The organism is Sutcliffiella rhizosphaerae, from assembly GCF_917563925.1.
In the GTDB taxonomy this organism is placed as follows: Bacteria; Bacillota; Bacilli; order Bacillales; family Bacillaceae_I; genus Sutcliffiella_A; species Sutcliffiella_A rhizosphaerae.
This window is the reverse complement of record NZ_CAKJTJ010000008.1, coordinates 98032-119780: the sequence shown is the minus strand read 5'-3', so window position 1 is coordinate 119780 and position 21749 is coordinate 98032. Positions and strand designations below refer to the sequence as shown.

Here is a 21749-nt window from a genome sequence, read left to right as displayed (position 1 = left end):
TTAAGGGAGGAGCAATATGCTTTATACAGCTAAAGATTTCTTTCATGAATTGGCTTATAATACAACCTTCATCCAGACAGAGCAGAATTTTGAATTTAGTCATTTCCATGATTTTTCATTAATAGATAATAATTTTATTTGTGAGAATCATTTTTTTAACATTATTCTTAGCCTTAATGACATTATTAGAGTGGAAAAAAACACTATATTTAAGATTCATAAAGGATACCCATCTCCAAGAAGTTTGTATCCGATTAAAGTATTTATGGTTATGGATGACAGAACGTTCCTAACCAAAAGCGGAAACACAAGTAATTTCGAAGTATATAGTAGCAACTCCAGGAAAGCTAATAGAGGAGATATACTTATTGAGTATGGAAAAGAATATCCCGCATATTATAAATCGATAAAAAAGAGCCTATTTTTACTTGAAACAGGTCATTTGCTATTTAATATTCTCTCGATAACGAAGGCATTTGGGTATCAATATGAAGTTCAATTAAATGAAAAATATATATTGTTAAAAAAAGTTTATTCAAATAAGGATCAAACAATTAATTTAAAGGAAATTAGTAGATTTTTAGAAGTGAGTTTGCTACGAAATAGTGGCCCATATCTTCATCCTATTACTAGTTTTAAACAAGTTGAAATAGAAGGTGATACATCAAGTAATATAATTAAGCACCTCTTTGATTATGGGCTGTCCAACTTATTTTCGCAAAGCTTGAAACCAGATTTTATTGACATAATAAAGCTAGTGAATAAAGGGGAAGGAAAGTTCGTTTCATCCAATCATAATGAAACAATTGATTATAAACACCTTAACAAAGTATATCCCTATATTAATTTTAAGGGTGTTTCGGGCATGTACCTTTTCCTTCTAGATAATAAAATATTTGAAGAAGAAGAGATAGCGAGTCAATACATCATGATTCTTGGGTTTATCGCACAATATTATTGTTTGTTGTATGCTTCTAAAGAAAATTTCTGTAGGCCAGTAAAAAGCTTTAATGTAGGAGAAACAGAAAGCTTGTTACGTATTAATGGATATAAGCAAACCATTTTGTACAGTTTAATTGTTGGTACTCCGTAATGACTAGGGGGATGGACAATAGCTGGAAAACATTATTAAAATTTTCTTTGCCTGTAACGTTAATTGGAATAGCAGATTTACTATTAATATTTATAGATCTTATTTGGATCAGAGTATTTATTGATGATACAAATGCACTATCTGCACTTAGATTATCTACATCTATTATTGTATTTATTGAAACGGTATTGGTGGCGGTGATTTCCGCACTGCTTATCTTTATCAGTCAAAATTATAGCGCAGGGAAAGTAGAGCATGCAAAAAAGGGAATTAGAAATGCCTTTTCCTTTTCTATCTATGCAGGTCTTATAGTAGTAATAGTAGGTTTAATTATGCATCCTTTCTTTAAATATGCATTTGGTGTAAACGAGGATGTGAATGCTTATTTAAGTCAATATTTAATTGTCTATTTTAGCGGCTATATTTTCTTCTCTTTAAACAACTTCTTATTATTGTTACCAAGGTACTTCCAAAAATTAAAGGTAATCTATATAGGTTTATTATTAGCGATAATGATTAACCTGTTGTTAACTCCCTTAGTGATGCTTGTGTTTAACTATTATCATTTACCACTAATGAGCGGTGCTGCTGTAGGAACGGTACTAGCTAACATTGTGTGCACCATTTACTTAATCTATAAACTCTTTTACAAGGATTATTTGGAAGTGAAATTATCAAAATATGAACTTACTTTTAAACCTGATTTTCAGTTAATAAAAGAAAACATAAAATTTGTCGGCTCACAAATATTTAACGGTATTACGTTTAATTTATCTATGTTTTTATATATTATTATCCTTTCGTATTATCCTGATGAGGCATTTAATGTATATGCAGTAGGTACGTATGCATTTTTAATATTTGGCGTGTTTTCTCAAAATTTTGCAGCTAGTCTTATTCCTATTGTTGCAAATTACATCGGCAAAGAAGATATTGATTCCATAAAAGCAACTGTCAAGAAAGTTATCATCGTATTGGGAGGATACGGACTAGTCGTTGTAACTACCATAATACTGCTAAGTGATATTTTGTCTGTAGCTCTTTCATCAAATCCAGAAATGATATCGCGGTTCAAGGAGTTTTTTATCCTGTACAGTATTCCATGGGCACTTAATACTGTATCATTTGTATTTGTTTTTGTTGTCGCGGGGTCAGGCGATTATAAGGGAGGTATGTATTTAACTATTACTAATATGTATGTAATTGTTTTGGGGAGTCTCCTGCTATTACCTCACCTTTTTCCAAATGTTACGACAGGTGTTATTATTGCACTTTCTATCATAAACATAATGACCTTCATCAATTCCTTATCTTATTACCTCCTAGGAAGGTGGCAAAAGGCATCATTAATTACGAAGGAAGATTCTAAAGGTAAGGAGCTTTCAGCCTCACACTAAGGACAGAATAAAACAAACTACAGTAACCTCAGGGTTTTGTAGTTTGTTTTATTTTGAAGTATTTATATATTAGAGCAAATCTGTTCTTCCAATTGCTCCACAAATTCCAAACTTTTTGCTTTGTTCGTCAATGTAAAGATGAATTTTGCATTCTGTAAATTCGTTTTAATCCGCTCGGCATCTTCTTTTTTTAATAAGATCATACTTTGAGCAGATTGGATATAAAGATTTCCAAGCATGGAGATGTCCTGTAATTCAATGGATAATTTAATTCCCTTTTCTGCAACTTGAATAGATTCCTCATAATCCTCTTCGTAAAAGTACAGTTTTGACAGATTAAAATATACTTTAAGTTTAAACCTTCTATAGGATTCTAGCTTAATATTGGCCATCAGTATTTCGTTATAATATTCTAGCGCTTTCTCGGTTTCTCCATTTTCCGAATAGACATTCGCTAAGACATTTTTAATTTTAAGATCTTGATATTGCACTTTGTTTATTTCTTTACTCTGCACTAAAAGTGTTAGCTGTTCCACACTATCTTTCCAAGAAATCAAACCAAGTAATTGTGCAGCTCGATAATAATGCCAATCGATAAATTGATTAAACATACTTCCTAGGTCTCTATTTTTTCGTAGTTTTCTTTCTAATTTGGTGATCTCATATATCTCTGAGTAGTTTTTCCTTTTAAGCAAATCTTCAATACCGTCCATCGTTTCAGAAACATACAGTTGGTAGCTTTGGTAGTTATGTTGGAGAAAGTAATCCACAGTAACGTTTAATCGTAGCGAAATAAAGTAAAGGATATCAATACTTGGAAGCGCACGTCCTTTCTCTATACTACTAATAGTTGTTTGACAACAAATTCCATCTGCTAATTCCTTCTGAGATAATAGCTGCTGTTTGCGTAACCTTTTAATTTCTTCCCCTAAAACTTTATTACTGATCATTTTGTCACCCTCCAAAAAATAAGACAAGTATCTTATAATAGGTACAAATTCACACTAAAAAGATTTTACAAACTGAAATTCGGTATATTTGCTTATTTTTAGAAAAAACAGACTATTCAAATATGTAATATAATTATACTAGAGTTTGGTATTGATTAGGAGGGTTAATATGAGACGATTGTTGTATACTATTTCCGTTTTAGCAATACTTTTATTTTTGGTAGGTAACTCCCCAGCCACTACCTTTGCTACTGAAGCAAAGCATAATCCAGATATAGTGGAACCAGATTCAAGAAATGTACCTACTTTACCGTCGGAAGATTAATTCCTTTTTTAGAGTAGTAGTGTTTAGTTTATGAGCCTTCCTTTCATCAGGGTGGGCTTTTCTATTTCCCCGAAAGCTAGTACTTTTATAACTTGATTATTCAAAATTTTCTTGCGTGAAAGAAAAAAAGGTGATATCTTATTGTTTAATAAGTGTGAAAGCGCTTTTAATTTTTAAAATAAAAATCTAAACGTTTACATTTGGGTGATGAGACATGAAGAAAAAACCAACGATAGAGGATGTAGCGAAGGCAGCAAATGTCTCTGTAGCAACTGTTTCACGAGTTGTTAATAGACAAGGTGGTGTACGTAAAGCAACAGAAGAGCGAATTGTTCGAGCTATCGATGAATTGAATTATGTAAGAAGTGCTATTGCTAGAAGTATGGTTAGAAAGGAAACGAAAACAATTGGGGTGATTATCCCTGATTTTACAAACCCTTTCTTTTCGGAAGTGATTTCGGGCCTGCAAAAATCAGCACTTGGACAGAATTATTTTACTCTTATTAGTAGTTCTAATGAGTCAAAAATGATAGAAAGCGAAATAATACAGCATTATATTGAGCGTGGTGTGGATGGACTTGTTGTTACTACTGCAGATGAAAAAGGGGACCATTTGGATCCTGTCATCAAAGCAGGAATCCCTATTGTTGCAGTGGATAGACAGCTTAAAAACTATGAAGTGGATACCGTATTGACAGGCAATCGCGAGGGAGCGTATGAAGCGGTCAAACACCTTATTAGTAGGGGACATACCGATATTGCCATCATAAGAGGACCTCAAGGTACTACTCCAGGACTTGAGCGTTATCGAGGGTTTGAAAGAGCTATGAAAGAGTATGATTTGCCAATTCGAGAAGAATGGATCGGAGAAGGAGATTTCATGGAAGGTAGCGGGTTCGCTTGTGCCAAAAGGTTCTATGAAGCAAGTAAACGTCCAACCGCCATTTTTTCAAGTAACAATAAGATGAGTATTGGAGCGGTAAAAGCACTCCAGCACTTGAATTGGAAAATAGCAGAAGAAATAGCTTTTGTAGGATTTGATGACATTGAAATTGCCACTTTTATTAAACCCAATTTGACAATGGTGTCGAGGCATATGCGCAATCTAGGGGAAATCGCCTTTCAGTTATTGCATGACAGGATGAAGAACAATCAAGAGGTCAGCACTGTGAAAAGACAACATATTCTTTCGCCGTTTTTAATCGTGCGAGATTCGTGTCAGAAGTTCTATTAATACTTTAAAGGCTATTTTTGTAAACCTTGTTGCTTAAGATGAAACTCATAATAATCGTTACTGACGTTCTCTTGACGGGATACTAGCAACAACCTATTAGAAAAGAAAAAAATAAAATCTAAACGTTTACATTTTGGAGGGAAGAAGATGAAAAGAAGTGGAATTTTGAATCCACAACTAAATAAATTAATCGCTGAAACTGGTCATACGGAGAGATTGGTTGTAACAGACGCTGGGCTTCCAATCCCTGAAGAAGTGAACACGCGTGTGGACTTGGCATTAAAAGAAGGTATGGTTCCATTCTTGGAATTGCTCGATACCGTCCTAAGCGAATTTTCTGTAGAGAAAGTCATCATGGCAGAGGAAATTAAGGAGATAAGTCCTGATATGCATTCAGAAATATTAAAGCGCTTTCGAGATATTGATGTAGTGTATATTCCTCATGTGGAATTCAAGGAAGAAACAACCCGTACAAGAGGGTTGATACGTTCTGGAGAATTTACCCCATATGCCAATGTGATCCTCGTTGGCGGTGTTGTTTACTAAAGGATGGGTTTGCAAACTTTGTGCTCTTTTCCTTAATTTAGTTCAAAGAAAAGAGCATGTATTTAAGCATATAAAGAGCCTTATTAAATAGAAAGTCTGATAAAGGTGGTGAACAGCTTGAGTTTGTTAAAGATGGAGGGAATTAAGAAGTCATTTAACCGGATAGAAGTGTTACATGGAATTGATTTGGAAGTAAAGAGCGGAGAAATCGTTGCCCTGCTCGGCGAGAATGGGGCAGGAAAATCTACTCTAATGAAAATCCTAGCTGGGGTGCATCTCCCATCAGAAGGAAAAATCTTCATGGAAGCCAAGGAAGTAACAATTGACAGCCCAAGAGCATCTCAGCAACTTAGAATAAGTATCATTCACCAGGAATTCAATCTGCTGAAAGATTTATCGGTTGCCGAAAATATTTTTCTTGGTAAGCATATTACTACAAAGCTTGGGGTTATTAATTGGAAAGAGATGAACGAAGAAACTACTAAACTTTTAAAAAGAGTAGGAATAGGTCATATTTCCCCAAGTAGGCTCGTAAGTGAATGTTCCATTGCAGAACGTCAATTGATTGAAATAGCAAAAGCATTATCGTTTGAATCCAAAGTGTTAATCATGGACGAACCGACAGCTACCTTAAATAATGAGGACACGCAGAAACTGCTTTCATTGATGGAGGAGCTCAGGGAAGAAGGCTTAGGAATCATATTTATTACTCATCGAATGGATGAAGTGATGAGTGTGGCAGACCGAGCTGTTGTCATGAGAGATGGAGCTTACATTGGTCAAGAAGAAGTAGAAAATCTAACGAAGGATCAAATTGTCAGGATGCTAGTTGGACGGGATCTCACCAATATGTATCCAGATCGTGTAGCTCCTCAGGACGAAGTGGTTATGGAAGTGAATCAACTTCACATTAGTAAGCGTTTACATGATATTTCTTTTACTGTGAAAAAGGGAGAGGTATTAGGGATTGGCGGACTGCTTGGTTCAGGGAAAACGGATCTCTCCAAAGCTTTGTTTGGGCTTTTGAAGCATTCTTCAGGAGAGGTGAAAATGCTTGGACAAAAAGTGAGTACTCCTAGAGGTGCCATTGATGCGGGCATTGCACTTGTGACTGATGATCGTAAGGATGAAGGATTGGTGCTGGATCTTTCAGTTGCGGAAAATATATTAATTCCAAGCTATCGAAAAATATCCAACTTCGGTGTACTGAAGAAAAATACTATGAGCAAAATCGTTGATCGGTGGGTGTCAGGATTGCAAATTAAAACACCAAGCGCTGAATCAGAAGTAAGAAAGCTAAGTGGAGGTAATCAGCAAAAGGTAGTTCTAGGAAAGTGGCTACAAATGGATCCTAAAATCCTCATTTTAAATGAACCGACAAGGGGTATAGACATCGGGGCTAAATTTGAAATATATAAAATAATTCATGAACTGGCTGCAAAAGGGATAGCTATTATTCTTATCTCTTCTGAAATGCCGGAACTGCTTGGAATGTCCCATCGAATTATTGTCATGAACGAAGGAAGACTGTCGGGTGAAATGGACATAACGGAAGCAACTCAAGAGAAAATTTTCGAATATGCAACGGGTGGTGAGTGACGTGACAAATACGAACGATAATAACAATTGGTTACGTGTTGCTTTGTTATTAAATAAATATCGAGTCTTTATTATTTTTCTCGTATTATTGTTGATTGCTAGTTTCATATCAGATGCATTTTTTACAGTGAATAACCTTTTTAATGTGCTACGGCAAGTTTCTATTGTCGCTATTATTGCAGTTGGAATGACCATTGTTATTTTAACAGCAGGAATTGATTTATCAGTCGGCTCCGTCCTTGCTTTGACAGGAGCAATTGCGGCAGGGGCAATTACAGCAGGATTGCCATTTCCTATTGCCATTATTATTTGTTTACTTGCTGGGCTGCTAATAGGATCTATTAATGGACTGATTGTTTCAAAAGGAAAAGTGCCTGCTTTTATTGCCACATTGGCAGTTATGGTAATAGCTAGAGGATTGACACTTGTGTATACACAGGGAAATCCAATCGTAATCTCAGATATGGGATACCGCTTTTTAGGAAGTGGAAGGATTCTGGGTATTCCTTTTCCAGTCATTCTCATGCTTGCCATTTTTGCCATTATGTTTTGGGTGTTAAAGCATACGACGTTTGGTCGTAATATTTATGCAGTGGGAGGCAATGAAGAAGCAGCAAGGCTAGCTGGAATCAATGTTGACCGAGTTAAGATAGGTGTGTATGCACTCACTGGCTTCTTTGCATCTATTTCGGCTCTTATCTATACATCCAGATTGATGTCTGCTCAGCCCAATGCTGGATCAATGATGGAATTAGACGCCATTGCAGCAGTAATTATAGGTGGAACAAGATTAACAGGTGGAAAAGGAGGAGTGACAGGTACTTTAATTGGAGCGTTAATAATGGGAGTGTTGGACAACATCCTCAATTTAGCAAATGTATCACCTTTCTATCAAGATATTGCAAAAGGGTTGGTTATCTTAGCAGCTGTACTAATTGATAGTAAGCTGGCAAAACTACAAAAACAATAAGATGGAGGGAATTATAGGATGAAAAAATTAATGGTACTATGCATAGCTATTATTGGTAGTATTGTATTAGCAGCTTGCGGAAATACAGGGGGTTCAGATGATGATTCATATACCATTGGATTGGCTATGAATACATTGAATAACCCGTTTTTCGTAGATTTAAAAGATGGAGCAGAAGAGACAGCCAAAGCGGAGGGAATTGAATTAATTGTCACCGATTCTCAAGGGGATCCATCCAAGCAACTATCAGATGTCGAGAATATTTTACAAAGAAATCCAGATCTATTAATCTTAAACCCTGTGGACAGTGACGCTGCAGCACAAATCGTTATGATTGCCAACGAGCAAAATGTACCCGTTATTACGGTGGACCGTCAGTCAGCAGGAGGGGAAGTAATCTCTCATATTGGTTTTGATGCACTTAAATCTGGTAACATTGCGGCAACTTTCCTTTCTGATATTTTGGGAGGGAATGGAAAAGTAGTTGAAATTCAAGGTATTTTAGGTACCAATGTAGGGCGTGATAGAAGTCAGGGCTTCAATGACCATATGGAAGGGTTTGACGGAATTGAAATTGTAGCACGTCAATCAGCAAACTTCGACCGTGGTCAGGCGCTTAAAGTGATGGAAGATATTTTACAAGCCAATCCAGAGATTGACGCCGTTTATGCAGCTAATGATGAAATGGTAATGGGTGCATTATCAGCAATTGAATCTGCAGGGAGATTGGATGATATTATTGTCATTGGTACAGATGCAATTGATCCTGCATTAGATGCCATTCGTGAAAAGAAACTAGAAGCAACCATTGCTGAGCCTCCATACTTCTTAGGCAAAGAAGCTATTCATACAGCTATTAAGATATTGAACGATGAAGACGTTGAAGAAATGGTGACGCTCGAAAATACACTAGTAACAGAAGAAAATGTAGACGAAATCAAAACCAAGTAGGTGATTACATTGTCAAAAATAGTTGTAGTGGGAAGCTATGTCGTGGACTTAACAGCAAGAACCCCACACATGCCTAAACCAGGAGAAACCGTATTAGGTGGCCCTTTCCGAATGGGACCAGGTGGGAAAGGTGGAAACCAAGCTGTAGCGGCTGCACGATTAGGTGCAGAAGTTACAATGGTAACAAAGGTGGGAAAGGATCTGTTTGGGGAGGATGCTATTCAGAATTTCAAAAAGGAAGGCATTCAATCGGAGTATGTGCAACAGGTGGAAGAGGAATCCACAGGTGCAGCACTGATTGCTGTCGACGATTCGGGGGAAAACATGATTGTCGTTTCCCTCGGAGCATGTGGCACGATAACAGAAGAGGAAGTGTTGAGAGCAGAAGACGCGTTTCGTGAAGCGGATATTATTCTGGTCCAATTGGAAACTTCCATGGCTGCAATTGAAACAACGATAACTCTTGCTAATAAGCTTACAAAACCAGTTATCCTAAATCCTGCCCCTTATCAAAAGTTTCCTGAAGAGCTGTTGCATAAAGTGACTTATATAACTCCGAATGAAACAGAAGCAGGTCTACTAACTGGAGTGGAAGTAACGGGAGAAGCTACTGCCCAGGAAGCAGCTGAAAAACTAATTGCCAAAGGCGTCGAGACTGTCATAATAACCCTCGGCAAACAAGGCTGTTATCTTCAACAAACAGGAGAGAACAATGGCCGATTAATTCCTGGTTACCAAGTAAAGGCGGTCGACACAACTGGAGCAGGCGACGCTTTCAATGGCGCATTTGCACACTTTATTGCAGAAGGTAACTCGCTCGAATCAGCCTGCACGTTGGCAAATCATATTGCAGCCCTTTCCGTTACAAAACACGGCACCGCTCCTGCCATGCCATATTTAGATGAGTTGCATAAACAATAGAGATAATTTTCTAGAGCCCTCTAACTAAAAGAAGGGCTCTTTTTTTCACTCATTTTTCACTTTTTATTAGCTCTTTTCTGAAAGTTTGTGGCTGTACTAATAGGGAGAGTAAAATACCAATCGTGATTGCTGTTAGGAGTGAATATGGGGAGAATAATGAGCCAAGCATGTAAAAATGAACAACAAAAAAAATAGCAAAAGATCCCCAAATCCACCATGTCTTTTTTAGTGTTACTTTATCATTCTTTTTTAACGTTAATACAAGATATATGCCCATTAAACCAGAAATACTGCCTGATAGTGCATTTACCACCATCGCATCTTGAAAAGGAAGGATTAGGTAACCTGGAATAGCGAATAGGAATAATATTTTCCATGCCCCATACAATCTTTCAAGTATTGGCAATGCTATTAGAACAAAAATTATACCTATTATCAATAGAACAAGTTCCTTAGAGAAGTCTATCGTTTTTACAAATTGTACGCTGTTTGTAGAATGTGAGAAGTCTCTTGTCACGAACTGATAAATTGAATAGAGGAGTAACAAAGTAATGATAATTAAAGTGGCTGGAAAGCGAAACGGTTTCTTAGATGGAGGAGTAACTGGTGATTTGCTTTCTCGCTGATTAGGCTTAGTCCGATTTATATAGTGATACAATTCCAACTTAATCAATCTTTCAACTTCTGTATCTGTGAATTTATCCCAAACTTTACGATCTCGTACCTGTGTTTCTTTTAAACTTTTTACAAGTGCATGGTTCAGCGCACCATTTACATTAAAATCATTTTTAATAAGGTCAATGGACCTTGGATGTGAATGGAAATGCCTAAGTATATAGGCACTGAGATTTCTTTCCCGGCTGTAAATTCCCATGGCTTTTGCTCCTTTTTTTAGGTATTATATATACATATTATACCATTTTGAAGCGAGGGAAACATTCTTTATTTAATAGATTCCTGTATAGAAGTAGAATATACGTTTTTCTTTTGAATAGAGGTAAAGATTTACTTCTTGAAAACAGCATATTTATTGTTTGAAAGTCGATAATTGCTGTCGAGGAGTACTCAGGATTTGTAGATATTTCTCGGGAAATTGTTGAACTTTGCGGATGGGAAATTGCCTGTAAGTTGCAATTGAATATCGACTTTTTTAGGGCGATATGATTGGCTGCTTATATGAAATTTACGTCTGTCTCATGAAAGGACACATTAAATATGCCGATAATTAAACACGAAATATATATTGATGCACCGATTAATGTTTGTTTTGACCTTGCGAGAAATGTGGAGGTTCACACAGAAACTACCACTAAAACAAAGGAGAAGGTAGTTGGTGGCGTTACAGTTGGACTGCTGGAAAATGATGATACTGTTACTTGGGAAGCAACTCATCTTGGAGTGAAACAAAAATTAACAGCTAAGACAATATGATGGAAAAACCATATAAATTTACAGATGTCATGGTTAAAGGAGCCTTCCACTCCTTTTCGCATACACATGAATTCATAGAGAGTGGCAATGGGACTAAGATGATAGATACCTTTATCTATAAATCACCTTTTGGTGTTCTTGGAAATATAGCAGATAAATTGTTTTTAGAAAAATACATGAGAAACTTTATTATAGACCGGGCAAAAGAATTAAAAAGGATAGCCGAAAAAGAGAAATGAATTTCTGTTATTTAAGATAAAACAACATTAAGGCTTAATATGTGGTCGTTTTCTTAAGTCGTATTGCATAGCGATACACTTATTTCCCCTGTGTCTAATTAATGGTTATATCGCCTGGCGATACGTAGAAATGGAGAGTTGGAAACTGAGGGTGAAGGTAGTAAGTTAATTGTTCATATCGCGTGACGCTACATGTGATATATAGCAGACCTGCTTTTTGGAGATTAACGAACAGACATATATTTCTGTATCGCCTGTAGATATGGGGGAGAAATAGATTTAAGGAAGTAGGAGGGGCTGGATTCCCGGCTTCCTTATTTATTAAAAAAGGAGGAAAACCAGCCCCATTTCCCTTGCCGCTTATTTAGTTCTGCTTCTAAACGTTTGTTAAAATCGCTTTGTGATGACCATTCACTTTTTTGTTCATCACGCATTTTTTGTATCTCCTCTTGAAGTGTTTCCGTTCTTTGTTTTTCCTGCTCTAATAATGTCTCGTAGTGAGATTTCTGCTGTGCTGTTAACTTTTCAATTTTATTATTTGTTCGTTGGGCAGAGTTTCCGATGCTGGAACTAATTACATGATGATCTTGCTGAAGTTGAGCTACTGTGGTTTTAATACTTTCCATATCGCCTTTAAGCTGCAAGTTCAATTCCCGTGCCGCTGCAAGCTCATTGACTAAATATTTGAAGGCTTCTTTTAGTTGGTTAGGATCCTGCAAAAAGGTTTCTTCTGTATCGGGTAGCGCTATACTGGTTTCATTCACTTCTTCTAAGTGTTCTTCTTGTTGAATGACAATTTCTTTTGCAGTAATGTCTAAAGCCTTGTCTGTATCGCGTAGCGCTATGAGCGCTTTAATATCGGATTCTACAAAGATTCTTCGGTCGCCATCCTTTAAAAACTCATATCCATTACGCTCTAGTATTTGTCCATACTTACGAACTGTAGGGGTGGCAATGCCAACCTCTTCTGCCACTTCCTTAGTGGAATATGCCCGTTCATTAGGTTTTATATCGTTTCGCATATCGCACCTCCCTTCTTATAATATGGATGGTTTGCGTCGTAATTGCAAGGGTTATATCGCTTTATGTCGAAATTGGTTGAAGTTTTTTAATATTAGTTGGGGAATGCATTTAAAATGCAGCAAAAAGTAAGTATGGGAAGTAATATTCCAATGATAATTTGATTTTATTGACGAAACGGGGGTAGATATCAACGGATATTGAGGTTATATCGACGAACGGGGGTAGATATCGACGGATAATGGGGTTATATCGACGAATCGCCAGGCGATATCGACGGCTAGACATAATACGGCATTTTTCGCTACCCGCTACCCGCTACCCCTCATACACTCGCCACACACACCAAAAAAGAAAGCAGAAAAGAAGTCCATCTGCTTTCTTTCAATAAAGTAGCTCCTCAGCTTCAATCGCTCACATTCACTTCAATCGGTTCGGATACGAGATTCCATTCGACTCCTAGCATGGTGAAGGTGTGTTTAACGAATACTTGAGTGGTGCCAGGTGATAGTGCTTGGATAGTGTTGCCGTCAATGCTTACAATATTATTGTTATCGATTGTGTAGAGCTCTGTTTCAATGTTTTCGGTTTCACCTGTCCGGTAGCTTAGGAATGCTTTAGCTTGGATGGTGCGGGATTTTCCTGTTTTTAAGTTTACTTTTTTGATTGGTGTTTCTATGTGAATAGGGGAATGGGTTAGCCATTGCATATAGTCTGTGATTGGTCCGATAAGCCCTTCTCTTAGTTTATCTGCAAATGGGTCTTCATCACGGAATGTCCAGTGGAGGCTTAACATGCCACGTTGTCTCATATAGGTGATGAATTCTTCGTATACACTACCATAGCTGGCATTAAGTGTTACGTTGTGAGTGGCGCCGTAGTCCAACATTTTCTTAGCGTTGTTTAATCGCTCCTCCACCGTATTTGGAACACCAGCAGAATATAAGTATCCTGTAGGTAGCTCAGGTTGCAATGTATTGAATTTGATCATACTTGGCAAATCAAAATTTTGGATAACGACTTGATCCATCATGTTTTCTTCTTTTATTTCTTGTAGGACTCTTTCCTCTATTCCTTGTGCTTTTAGCTCAACTAGGAGGACCACGTCTTTGCCTTTGAATTCTCGTAGGAACTCTCTTAGCGTTGGTACTAGCTCTCCAGCAAATTCCTCACCAAATTTAATCCCTGCATCCAGCTGTTTCAGTTCTTCTAGTGTGAGGTCACTTACTAAGCCTGTCCCGTTTGTGGTGCGATTCACCGTTGCATCATGCATAACAATGATATGTCCATCCTTTGAAACTTGCAGATCCGTTTCAATCATATCTGCTTCAAGTTCATAGGATAAACGATATCCTGCCATCGTATTTTCCGGTGCAAGGGATGGAACACCACGGTGAGCCGCAACCATTGGTCTTTGGACGATCGTGTTTTCTGGATATTGACCTAGGGCATCAACAGAATGTTCTGGATAATCTGTCACAATGCCATCTACTCCCATATGAATCAGTGCATGGGACGATTTAAGGGAATCTCCGCCAATGCCCCAAACAGCTACCATACGATTGTGAAGATAGTGGACAATTTCCTTGCTCAAAAGCTTTTCTGGAATGAGAACGACCTTGCTTTTATTGGAGTGAACCTCAAATGTTAGATTCCTTAGATCATTTTTGTTCAAGGATGGCTTACTGTAAATTAAACCTGCCCTGATCTTTGGATTTAGTTCTTTCAGTGCTGCGGTAATGGCAGGTTTACTGGAGACTACTTGAACATCGGTTGTTTGTGTTTCCTGCAAAGCGTCTATAACTAAATCTTCAATGCCCTCTTGCTCTATTTGTAGTACCGGGATTTTATTATTTTTCATTAACTGTAATTGCTCTATTAGAGGAATCTCGTTGGCATAAAGCTGACCCGATTTATTTACTACTGGTAACAGCACAGAGGCACTAAAGTCCTCTAAGTCTATTTCCTCATTTTTGCTAATAATAGTAGGGGCATTAACAATATTCGTTTCTGCTTCCATTGGTAAGAAAGCACCACTATTTTCAATTGGAGGCATTTCCTCATCATATGTAGTAACTTTGAAGTTATCAAAATGAACGTTTGTACCACTTGCTTGGAAACCAACATCTCCAGAAGTCCATTCCGTTGCACTAGCACTGTCTATAACAAGTTCCCCATTGATAAACTGCTGCACTCGGTTGTCTTTTACGATAATGGTTAATTTGTACGACTGTTTAAAACTAAAATTCTGATGGAAGAAGTTTGTTTGTGAAACAGCCCAACTGTTGCTTACCCTTTTCGCAAATTCGATTCCATTTAAGGCGCTTGCTCCTCTTCTAATTGCAAATTGATAGTAATTATTAGGATCCTGAATGCGGTACATCACAGATGCCCAGCGTGTATCTTCTACAGCAGACTCAAAGGTAATGTCTGCCTCTATTTTATAGTTACCGATTTCTCCATCAATGGGGGCAATGACTCTAGCAGGTGCTGAAGTTGCTGGTGAAAGTAAGACAAGCTTCCCATCCTGCACATGCCCATTTCCTTCAATTAGGACCCAATTCTCTGGAAGACTCCCATTTGTAACATCATCAAAGGTTTCGTTAATTAATACTTCCTGGCTAGCCAAGACTTTTTCTGTTGGGTGAAAATTAAGCAAACTAAATGCTAGCGTAACAATTAGAATCATACAGCTAAGCTTTTTCATTTTCTTCCTCCCCGATTTGAAAGTTTGGTTGCTTTTTTGAAGGTCACCTCCAGTCTTGGCGCAAAAAAAGAGAAGAACCCACCATAAATTAATTAAAGGGGGGTTCTTCTCCTTGTCTCTGCCCATGATAACTATATAAATTAAATTGAATATTCTCAATAATTAATTTTTCCTATTTTCCAAAATTGGCTGGGTAAAGTGTCCTGTTTTGTAAAAAAGGAAAGGATTTTGCAGTTTTTATGAAGAATGTCTTTGAAAATATACCTGACCTTTTGTAAGTGTGTGTCGTTGAAGTGGCAAAGACATACTCAAAAATATTATTTGTATTACTATACTTTTAGTCTGAATTATTATATAATTTAGAAAAGTAGAATATTTTGGGTAGAGATGATAAGAGAAACCCTCAACGAAATGCGCCTGTAAAGGGCTTATTTCGTTGTGTGGTTTCTCTTTTTATTTTTTTATGGAGGTGAAAGCGGATACACAGGTTGGGAATGTCGCGTGAAGGAAAATTTTTAACGCAAATCTCAAAAAATGAGGGGGAAATGAAATGAGAAAAATACTATTTATGATTATGGCTTTAACACTTTCAATTGGACTTGTTGCCTGTGGCGGAGATGCTACAACTGGAGATACTGGGCAAGTAACGTTATATTCACCAGAAACTCCGGATATGACACGTCAGCTTGCAGAAGCGTATGAAGAAGCGACAGGTGCAACAGTAAATGTTCACTATGCGGGGACAAATATATTAGTAAACCAAATGATGGCAGAAATGGACAATCCACAAGCAGATCTTTGGTATGGTGGCGGGGGAATCCTTCCATTTGAATCTGCCATCAAACATGGCTTCATTGAAAGCTACACCCCTGAATTTGTAAAGGATTGGGAAGTGGTGGAGAACGGTATTAAAGTAAGGCAGGAGGATTGGAATTGGGTCGGTCTTGAAGTCTTTGTTCTCGGGCTTATTTATAATACAGATTTAGTGGATGAAGCGGACTTGCCAGAAACGTGGGATGAGCTATTAGATCCTAAATGGGAAAAAGAGCTGCAAATCCCTAACCCTGCGGCATCTGGAACGGCAACATTACTGGTGCTAAGTCAGCTGATGGAAAAAGGGGAAGACGCGGGCTGGGAGTATTTCGAGAAACTGGTACAGCAAACAAATGCGATGCCTGATTCTGGTGGGGCACCTGCCAATGCCGTTGCATCTGGAGAGGCATCCATTGGGGTAGGTTTTGATTTCATGGCTTATCAAATGAAGGATCGTGGCGAATCTGTTGACTTTCATATTCCCAAAAATACGCCTATCCTCGTGAATCCTGTTGCAGTAATAAAAGATGGCCCCAATCCTGAAGGAGCAAGGAAGTTTGTAGATTTCCTACTTTCTAAAGAAGGGCAGCAAATCAAAGCGGATTGGTTCCATATTCCTATGCATCCAGAGGTGGAAGGGAAATCCCCACTTACCTTGGAAGGCTTGAATGATTATACGATGGATCTTGATATTGACTGGGTGGTTGAAAACTATGACCGAGTTCGTAACGAGTGGAGAGAAAAGTTCCAATAATTAATATTGGAAGCAGGGTGCGGTAGTACTCTGCTTTTGCAAAATTTTTAGCAAACGGGGAGATTAAATATGGGATCGGTACAGGTAGATGGATTAATCAAAAAATATAATGATGTGACTGCCTTAAAAAATGTCAACATCGATATTAAAGAAGGGGAATTCTTTGCCCTGCTCGGACCATCAGGATGTGGAAAAACAACTACAATGCGCTGTATCGCAGGCTTTGAAAACCCAACAGCTGGGAACATCTACATAAACAATAAAGTCGTGAATAAAATCCCTGCGAACAAACGGAACTGTGGCATGGTGTTCCAAAGCTATGCCTTATTTCCGCACTATAATGTCTTTGAAAATGTCGCATACGGTTTGACGGTCCGTGATTTCAATACAGGCAGTTTTGGGAAAAAGGTAAGTAGCTTCGCGAGGTTAATGAGCAAGCGATTAGCCAAGCCAACGAAAGAAATTGAAAAGAAAGTGATGGAAGTTCTTGAATATGTGGAGCTTGGGCACCTTGCAGAGCGAGGAGTCAATGAATTGTCAGGTGGTCAGCAGCAGCGTGTTGCACTGGCAAGAGCACTTGTTTTGGAGCCCTCTGTTCTTCTTATGGACGAACCTTTATCTAATCTTGATAAAAAGCTCCGGAATACGATGAGAACCACAATCCGCAGAATTCAGCAGGAGGTAGGTATTACCACTATTTTTGTCACCCATGACCAGGAGGAAGCGATGAGTATGGCTGATAGAGTGGCGGTAATGAAGGAAGGGGAAATTATTCAAAACGCTACACCGACTGAGCTATACAGTAATCCGAGCTCCGCTTTTGTGGCAGATTTTGTGGGCTCGTCTAATATTTTTGATGGGGAAGTCGTTAAGAGTACTAAACAGGAAACTGTTGTGAAAATTAATGAATGGACATTGAAATCTACTCATACAACAGACAAAAACGAGGTGAAAGTGCTCATTCGCCCTGAGGGGATAGACATTGCATCAGAAAACAGTTTGGTGGCGGAGGGGAATGTGTTAGAAGGAAAGGTGATTTTACATACCTATTTGGGTCCAAATATCCGCTATGATGTGAAGGTTGGAGAGCTGGAATTCTCGATTGAGCATGTATTTGTGCCAGGGGAGCCAATCTTGACGAGTGGGGAAACGGTGAAGGTGTCGGTTGATCCGGAAAGGGTGTTATTGCTATGAAAATAGAGCGACAAGACTCTGGGGTACAGCTTCCCCCTCATCCTGAATCGCAACCTCGGCCGAAACCGCCAAAGGGTAAAGAAAAAAGAACTGCTTTCCTGCGACCTGATGGACTGTTCTTGATGAAGTTGGGTGTATTTGTTTTTTTGGGGCTATTTTTAATTTTGCCGTTAGTCTCGGTATTTTTAGTAAGTTTTACAGGAGCGCCCGTGAATTTGCTTGGCTCGATCGTGAACCCGGATATTCTTTCCACAAATTTGGAGCGGTTTTCGAATGCGTCCTTGGATCATTATAAGAAGCTATTGGCGGGTGGAACGTATTTTAAAGCATTGACCAACAGCTTGACATTGGCTTTAGGTGTAGCGGTATTGGTCATTGTGATGTGTTTGCCGATTGCATATGGGTTTGCAAGAACGACAATGCCTTTTAAGAAGACATTCGCAGCACTTTGTACGATGCCAATTATTGTGCCAACCTTTATTTCTGCTGCGGGTTTCATCATCATGTTTGGTCGTACAGGTTGGGTCAATTCACTCTATCAGGGAATGGGTGGAAATGGAGTGTTGTTTAATGTGTACTCCATGCTTGGAATTGTCCTTGTGCAGATCTTTTTCTTTTTTCCATTTGCACTTTGGCCAATGGTGGCAGCATTCAAGCTCAGTGACATTTCCTTAGAGGAGGCTTCCCGTAATCTTGGATCAAGTAACTGGATGAGTCTTGTATTTGTAACATTTCCTCTCGCTATCCCAGGAATTATCTCCAGTGCGTTGCTCATTTTTACCGTTAGTTTCTCAGACTTCGGTACACCGATTATTTTGGCGCCAGAAGGCTTGAACTTGATTGTTGTGGAAGCATACCGGGAAATTTCCGGCTTCTTTAACTGGGCGGGAGCTTCTATACTAACGGTAGTCATGGTGTTAGTGGCAGGCTTCTTTTTTTGGATTCAACGTAAAATAACGAAAAAAATGAATTACGGTACATTATCAGGTAAGCCAAAAGGGATAAAACTAAATGATAATAAGTGGGTTGCTAATGGACTAGCAATCTATACGACAATCGTCATTTCCATTCCTTTGTTTGCCGTTCTTTCTGTATTAATGCAATCTTTTGCGACAACATGGGGCGCAGACCTCTTGCCAAGGGGGTATACGCTAGATCACTATCGAACTATATTCTCCAGATCCACTACTAATATTGTAAATAGTATCGTGCTTGCCCTTGGCGCATTAGGAATCAGTGTCGTCGTTTCTACCCTTGTTTCCTATTTTGTGGTTCGTCAAAATGCTGCAAAATTAGATTTCCTTTCCTCAGTACCTTTAATAGTGCCTGGAATTGCACTTGGTATTGCCTACATCCAAACCTTTAACACTGCACCATTACAGCTGACTGGAACTGCAGCTATCTTAATTATTGCGTATGCAATTAGGCGGATGCCTTATATGATTCGTTCTACAATGGGGACGATGATGTCGATAAAGCCAGATATAGAAGAAGCATCAATTAATCTAGGAGCATCACGATTACTTGCGATTATTACAGTAATTGGACCATTGATGCTACCGGGAATTGCAGCTGGATCCATTCTCGTTTTTGTAACAGTTATTAAAGAAACAAGTATCACGATATTGATGGCACCTTCCAATTGGGCACCAATGAGCTTGGTCGTATTTCAAAATCTCTTAAGGGGAGAGGTGTATACCGCCTCTGCAATGGCCATTCTCATTATCATTCTCGTATTGTTCTTACAGCTTGCAGCGTCCAAAATTTCGAAGAATTCTTTGTATTAGAGGGTGGTGGAGATAGTGAAAAAAGGATTCATATTTGATCTGGATGGAACAGTGTATCTCGGCGATGAAGTAATAGAAGGTGCTGCAGAAACTATTCAACTTATAAAAGATAAAGGCGACCAAGTCGTGTTTCTTTCGAACAACCCTGCAAACTCAAGGCGTACGTATCAAAATAAGCTTAGAAAAATGGGGATTGAAGCTGATTTGGAAGAAATCATAAATTCCAGCTTTGTTACAGCAAAGTATTTAAAACAAAAGCTCCATTCAAATGAAAAGGTTTGGGTGATTGGCGAAGCGCCGTTATTTGAAGAACTTCAAAATCATGGTGTTCCTATAACAATGGATCCAACAAAGGCAGCATATGCACTTGTGTCCTGGGATCGGGATTTTACGTACGGTAAACTAAATCAGGCATATGTAGCCTGGAAGAATGGAGCAATATTTTTAGCAACGAACCCGGATAGAACCTGTCCAACACCAAATGGTCAGGTTCCCGATTGTGGTGCGATTATCGGTGCGATTGAAGGGGCGACAGGAGAAGCGATCCATCATATCATCGGGAAACCATCCAATATTATGGCTAGAGCAGCAGCGGAGCATTTAAAGCTTAAAATGGCGGATTGTATCATGGTTGGCGATAGGCTGGAGACAGATATCAAAATGGGAAATGAAGTAGGGATGCAGACTATACTTGTTCTTACTGGTATCACCAACTCTTCTACACTAAACCCAGCTATCGCAACGCCGACATATATCATAAAAAGTATAAAAGAGATTCCGGAATTAGAGGAAGTAAAAATTAGCTGATGAAGCTCAGCTATTAGGGGAAATTCATGCAAAAACAGCTATTAAAAAGGAGAAGGTATGGTGGGAAATATAATTGTAGATATGGTAGATTCACAAGTTATTGCAGCAATAGACTCACCGGAGAAAATTCAAGAAGCTATTGATAGCAACGCAAATATTGCATTTCTATTAACAGGAACTATCTTGACGCTACCAGAATATATCACTCTATTGAAAAGAGCAGACATGTATGTGTTTCTTCACCTTGATTTTATTGAGGGTATCTCTAACGATAAAAGCGGTATAAAATATATTGCTACCGTGCTGAAGCCAGACGGCATCATCACTACCAAAAACCACCTCATTAAATTTGCCAAAGAAGAAGGACTTAAAACAATCCAACGCCTGTTTCTCATCGACCACAACGCTATCAAAAAAGGACAAAGACTTGTAGAATCCTCTAAGCCAGATGCCGTCGAAGTCCTGCCAGGCATCATGCCAAGGGTCATCTACAACCTGACAGAAACTTTCCAAACTCCTATCATTGCAGGTGGTCTCATTGAAAACGAACAAGAAATCCACCACTCCCTCCGTGCCGGAGCACTCGCCATCTCGGTTGGCAACCCACACCTCTGGAAGTGTGGTATATAGGAAGGTTGGCGGCTTGTCTTCCACTTCCTCATTTAAGTATGGAGCTTATCTGGGGAGGTCGGTGGAGGGTGGGTTTGGAGGCGTGATGTTGCGGTGATGAAGAGGTGCGAAAAGTATCGTATTTTGTCTAGTCGTCGATAAAACCATAAATTTCGTCGATAATATCATTCTTACCGTTGATATCCACCTTAGTTTCGTCGATAAATCATGCTCACTGTCAATATTCCCCCTGTTTCGCCAAAATAACATCCTCCCCATCGCTATTCCTCCTTGTTTACCTGAAAAATCACACAGCAGGATATCCCCAATTAACTCAAAAAAATCTCTGATCTATCCGATTTACCTAAAGGAAAAGCACTGGAGTGTAGAATTTGAACCCCA

At 38.6% G+C, this 21749-nt stretch carries 19 protein-coding genes and 1 pseudogene; 15 read left to right on the top strand and 5 right to left on the bottom strand.

All coding sequences use genetic code 11. The features are described from left to right. Nucleotides 1–16 precede the first annotated feature (16 nt). On the top strand, nucleotides 17–1093 hold the full coding sequence (locus LRP81_RS09795; RefSeq protein ID WP_230501093.1) for a hypothetical protein: 1077 nt from the start codon (nucleotides 17–19) through the stop codon (nucleotides 1091–1093). Nucleotides 1094–1104: 11 nt separating this feature from the next. Beyond that, entirely contained in the window at nucleotides 1105–2490 is a 1386-nt protein-coding gene (locus tag LRP81_RS09790; protein WP_230501092.1) for an MATE family efflux transporter, read from the top strand. Nucleotides 2491–2552: 62 nt separating this feature from the next. Here the strand turns inward: LRP81_RS09790 and LRP81_RS09785 are convergent, their stop codons facing one another. After that, complete coding sequence (locus LRP81_RS09785) at nucleotides 2553–3440, bottom strand: helix-turn-helix domain-containing protein (protein WP_230501091.1); 888 nt, start codon at nucleotides 3438–3440, stop codon at nucleotides 2553–2555. A gap of 169 nt (nucleotides 3441–3609) precedes the next feature. On the opposite strand from LRP81_RS09785, the gene LRP81_RS09780 reads away from it, so the two are divergent. The 7 genes from LRP81_RS09780 to rbsK all read left to right on the top strand — a co-directional run bounded on the left by LRP81_RS09780 (nucleotide 3610) and on the right by rbsK (nucleotide 9986). Beyond that, nucleotides 3610–3765 (top strand): hypothetical protein, encoded by a 156-nt coding sequence (locus LRP81_RS09780; protein ID WP_230501090.1) that lies wholly within the window; start codon nucleotides 3610–3612, stop codon nucleotides 3763–3765. A gap of 214 nt (nucleotides 3766–3979) precedes the next feature. Beyond that, nucleotides 3980–4999 carry a LacI family DNA-binding transcriptional regulator gene (locus tag LRP81_RS09775; RefSeq protein ID WP_230501089.1) on the top strand — a complete coding sequence of 340 codons (1020 nt, stop codon included), beginning with the start codon at nucleotides 3980–3982 and terminating at the stop codon, nucleotides 4997–4999. Nucleotides 5000–5146: 147 nt separating this feature from the next. Beyond that, nucleotides 5147–5545: a D-ribose pyranase gene (gene rbsD / locus LRP81_RS09770; RefSeq protein ID WP_230501088.1), complete on the top strand. Its 399-nt coding sequence runs from the start codon at nucleotides 5147–5149 to the stop codon at nucleotides 5543–5545. 117 nt (nucleotides 5546–5662) lie between these two features. Further along, complete coding sequence (locus LRP81_RS09765) at nucleotides 5663–7144, top strand: sugar ABC transporter ATP-binding protein (protein WP_399207448.1); 1482 nt, start codon at nucleotides 5663–5665, stop codon at nucleotides 7142–7144. A 1-nt stretch (nucleotide 7145) separates the two neighbouring features. Further along, the gene (locus tag LRP81_RS09760) at nucleotides 7146–8114 is read left to right on the top strand and encodes an ABC transporter permease subunit (protein WP_399207446.1); all 969 of its coding nucleotides are present in this window, start codon (nucleotides 7146–7148) and stop codon (nucleotides 8112–8114) included. Nucleotides 8115–8132: 18 nt separating this feature from the next. Beyond that, nucleotides 8133–9065, top strand: a complete 933-nt coding sequence (locus LRP81_RS09755) for a substrate-binding domain-containing protein (protein WP_230501086.1) — start codon at nucleotides 8133–8135, stop codon at nucleotides 9063–9065. Further along, entirely contained in the window at nucleotides 9066–9986 is a 921-nt protein-coding gene (rbsK, locus tag LRP81_RS09750) for a ribokinase (RefSeq protein ID WP_230501085.1), read from the top strand. Between the two features lie 49 nt (nucleotides 9987–10035). Here rbsK and LRP81_RS09745 read toward each other — a convergent pair whose 3' ends face one another. After that, nucleotides 10036–10860, bottom strand: coding sequence for a hypothetical protein (locus LRP81_RS09745; RefSeq protein ID WP_230501084.1), 825 nt, complete (start codon nucleotides 10858–10860; stop codon nucleotides 10036–10038). Nucleotides 10861–11201: 341 nt separating this feature from the next. Between LRP81_RS09745 and LRP81_RS09740 the strand changes: the two are divergent. After that, nucleotides 11202–11656 (top strand): annotated as a pseudogene (locus tag LRP81_RS09740) (SRPBCC family protein). Between the two features lie 314 nt (nucleotides 11657–11970). Here the strand turns inward: LRP81_RS09740 and LRP81_RS09735 are convergent. After that, on the bottom strand, nucleotides 11971–12678 hold the full coding sequence (locus tag LRP81_RS09735) for a hypothetical protein (RefSeq protein WP_230501083.1): 708 nt from the start codon (nucleotides 12676–12678) through the stop codon (nucleotides 11971–11973). 404 nt (nucleotides 12679–13082) lie between these two features. Beyond that, nucleotides 13083–15383 (bottom strand): glycerophosphodiester phosphodiesterase family protein, encoded by a 2301-nt coding sequence (locus tag LRP81_RS09730; RefSeq protein ID WP_230501082.1) that lies wholly within the window; start codon nucleotides 15381–15383, stop codon nucleotides 13083–13085. A gap of 550 nt (nucleotides 15384–15933) precedes the next feature. Between LRP81_RS09730 and LRP81_RS09725 the strand changes: the two genes are divergently transcribed. The 5 genes from LRP81_RS09725 to LRP81_RS09705 all read left to right on the top strand — a co-directional run bounded on the left by LRP81_RS09725 (nucleotide 15934) and on the right by LRP81_RS09705 (nucleotide 21368). After that, nucleotides 15934–16950, top strand: a complete 1017-nt coding sequence (locus LRP81_RS09725; RefSeq protein WP_230501081.1) for an extracellular solute-binding protein — start codon at nucleotides 15934–15936, stop codon at nucleotides 16948–16950. Between the two features lie 69 nt (nucleotides 16951–17019). After that, nucleotides 17020–18144 carry an ABC transporter ATP-binding protein gene (locus tag LRP81_RS09720; protein ID WP_230501080.1) on the top strand — a complete coding sequence of 375 codons (1125 nt, stop codon included), beginning with the start codon at nucleotides 17020–17022 and terminating at the stop codon, nucleotides 18142–18144. Continuing rightward, nucleotides 18141–19931 (top strand): ABC transporter permease, encoded by a 1791-nt coding sequence (locus LRP81_RS09715; RefSeq protein ID WP_230501079.1) that lies wholly within the window; start codon nucleotides 18141–18143, stop codon nucleotides 19929–19931. The genes LRP81_RS09720 and LRP81_RS09715 overlap by 4 nt, the downstream gene beginning before the upstream one ends. A 15-nt stretch (nucleotides 19932–19946) precedes the next feature. Further along, nucleotides 19947–20738 (top strand): HAD-IIA family hydrolase, encoded by a 792-nt coding sequence (locus LRP81_RS09710; RefSeq protein ID WP_230501078.1) that lies wholly within the window; start codon nucleotides 19947–19949, stop codon nucleotides 20736–20738. A 57-nt stretch (nucleotides 20739–20795) separates the two neighbouring features. Then, nucleotides 20796–21368 carry a glycerol-3-phosphate responsive antiterminator gene (locus LRP81_RS09705; protein ID WP_230501077.1) on the top strand — a complete coding sequence of 191 codons (573 nt, stop codon included), beginning with the start codon at nucleotides 20796–20798 and terminating at the stop codon, nucleotides 21366–21368. A 45-nt stretch (nucleotides 21369–21413) separates the two neighbouring features. Here LRP81_RS09705 and LRP81_RS09700 read toward each other — a convergent pair whose 3' ends face one another. Next, nucleotides 21414–21626, bottom strand: a complete 213-nt coding sequence (locus tag LRP81_RS09700; RefSeq protein ID WP_230501076.1) for a hypothetical protein — start codon at nucleotides 21624–21626, stop codon at nucleotides 21414–21416. Nucleotides 21627–21749 lie beyond the last annotated feature (123 nt).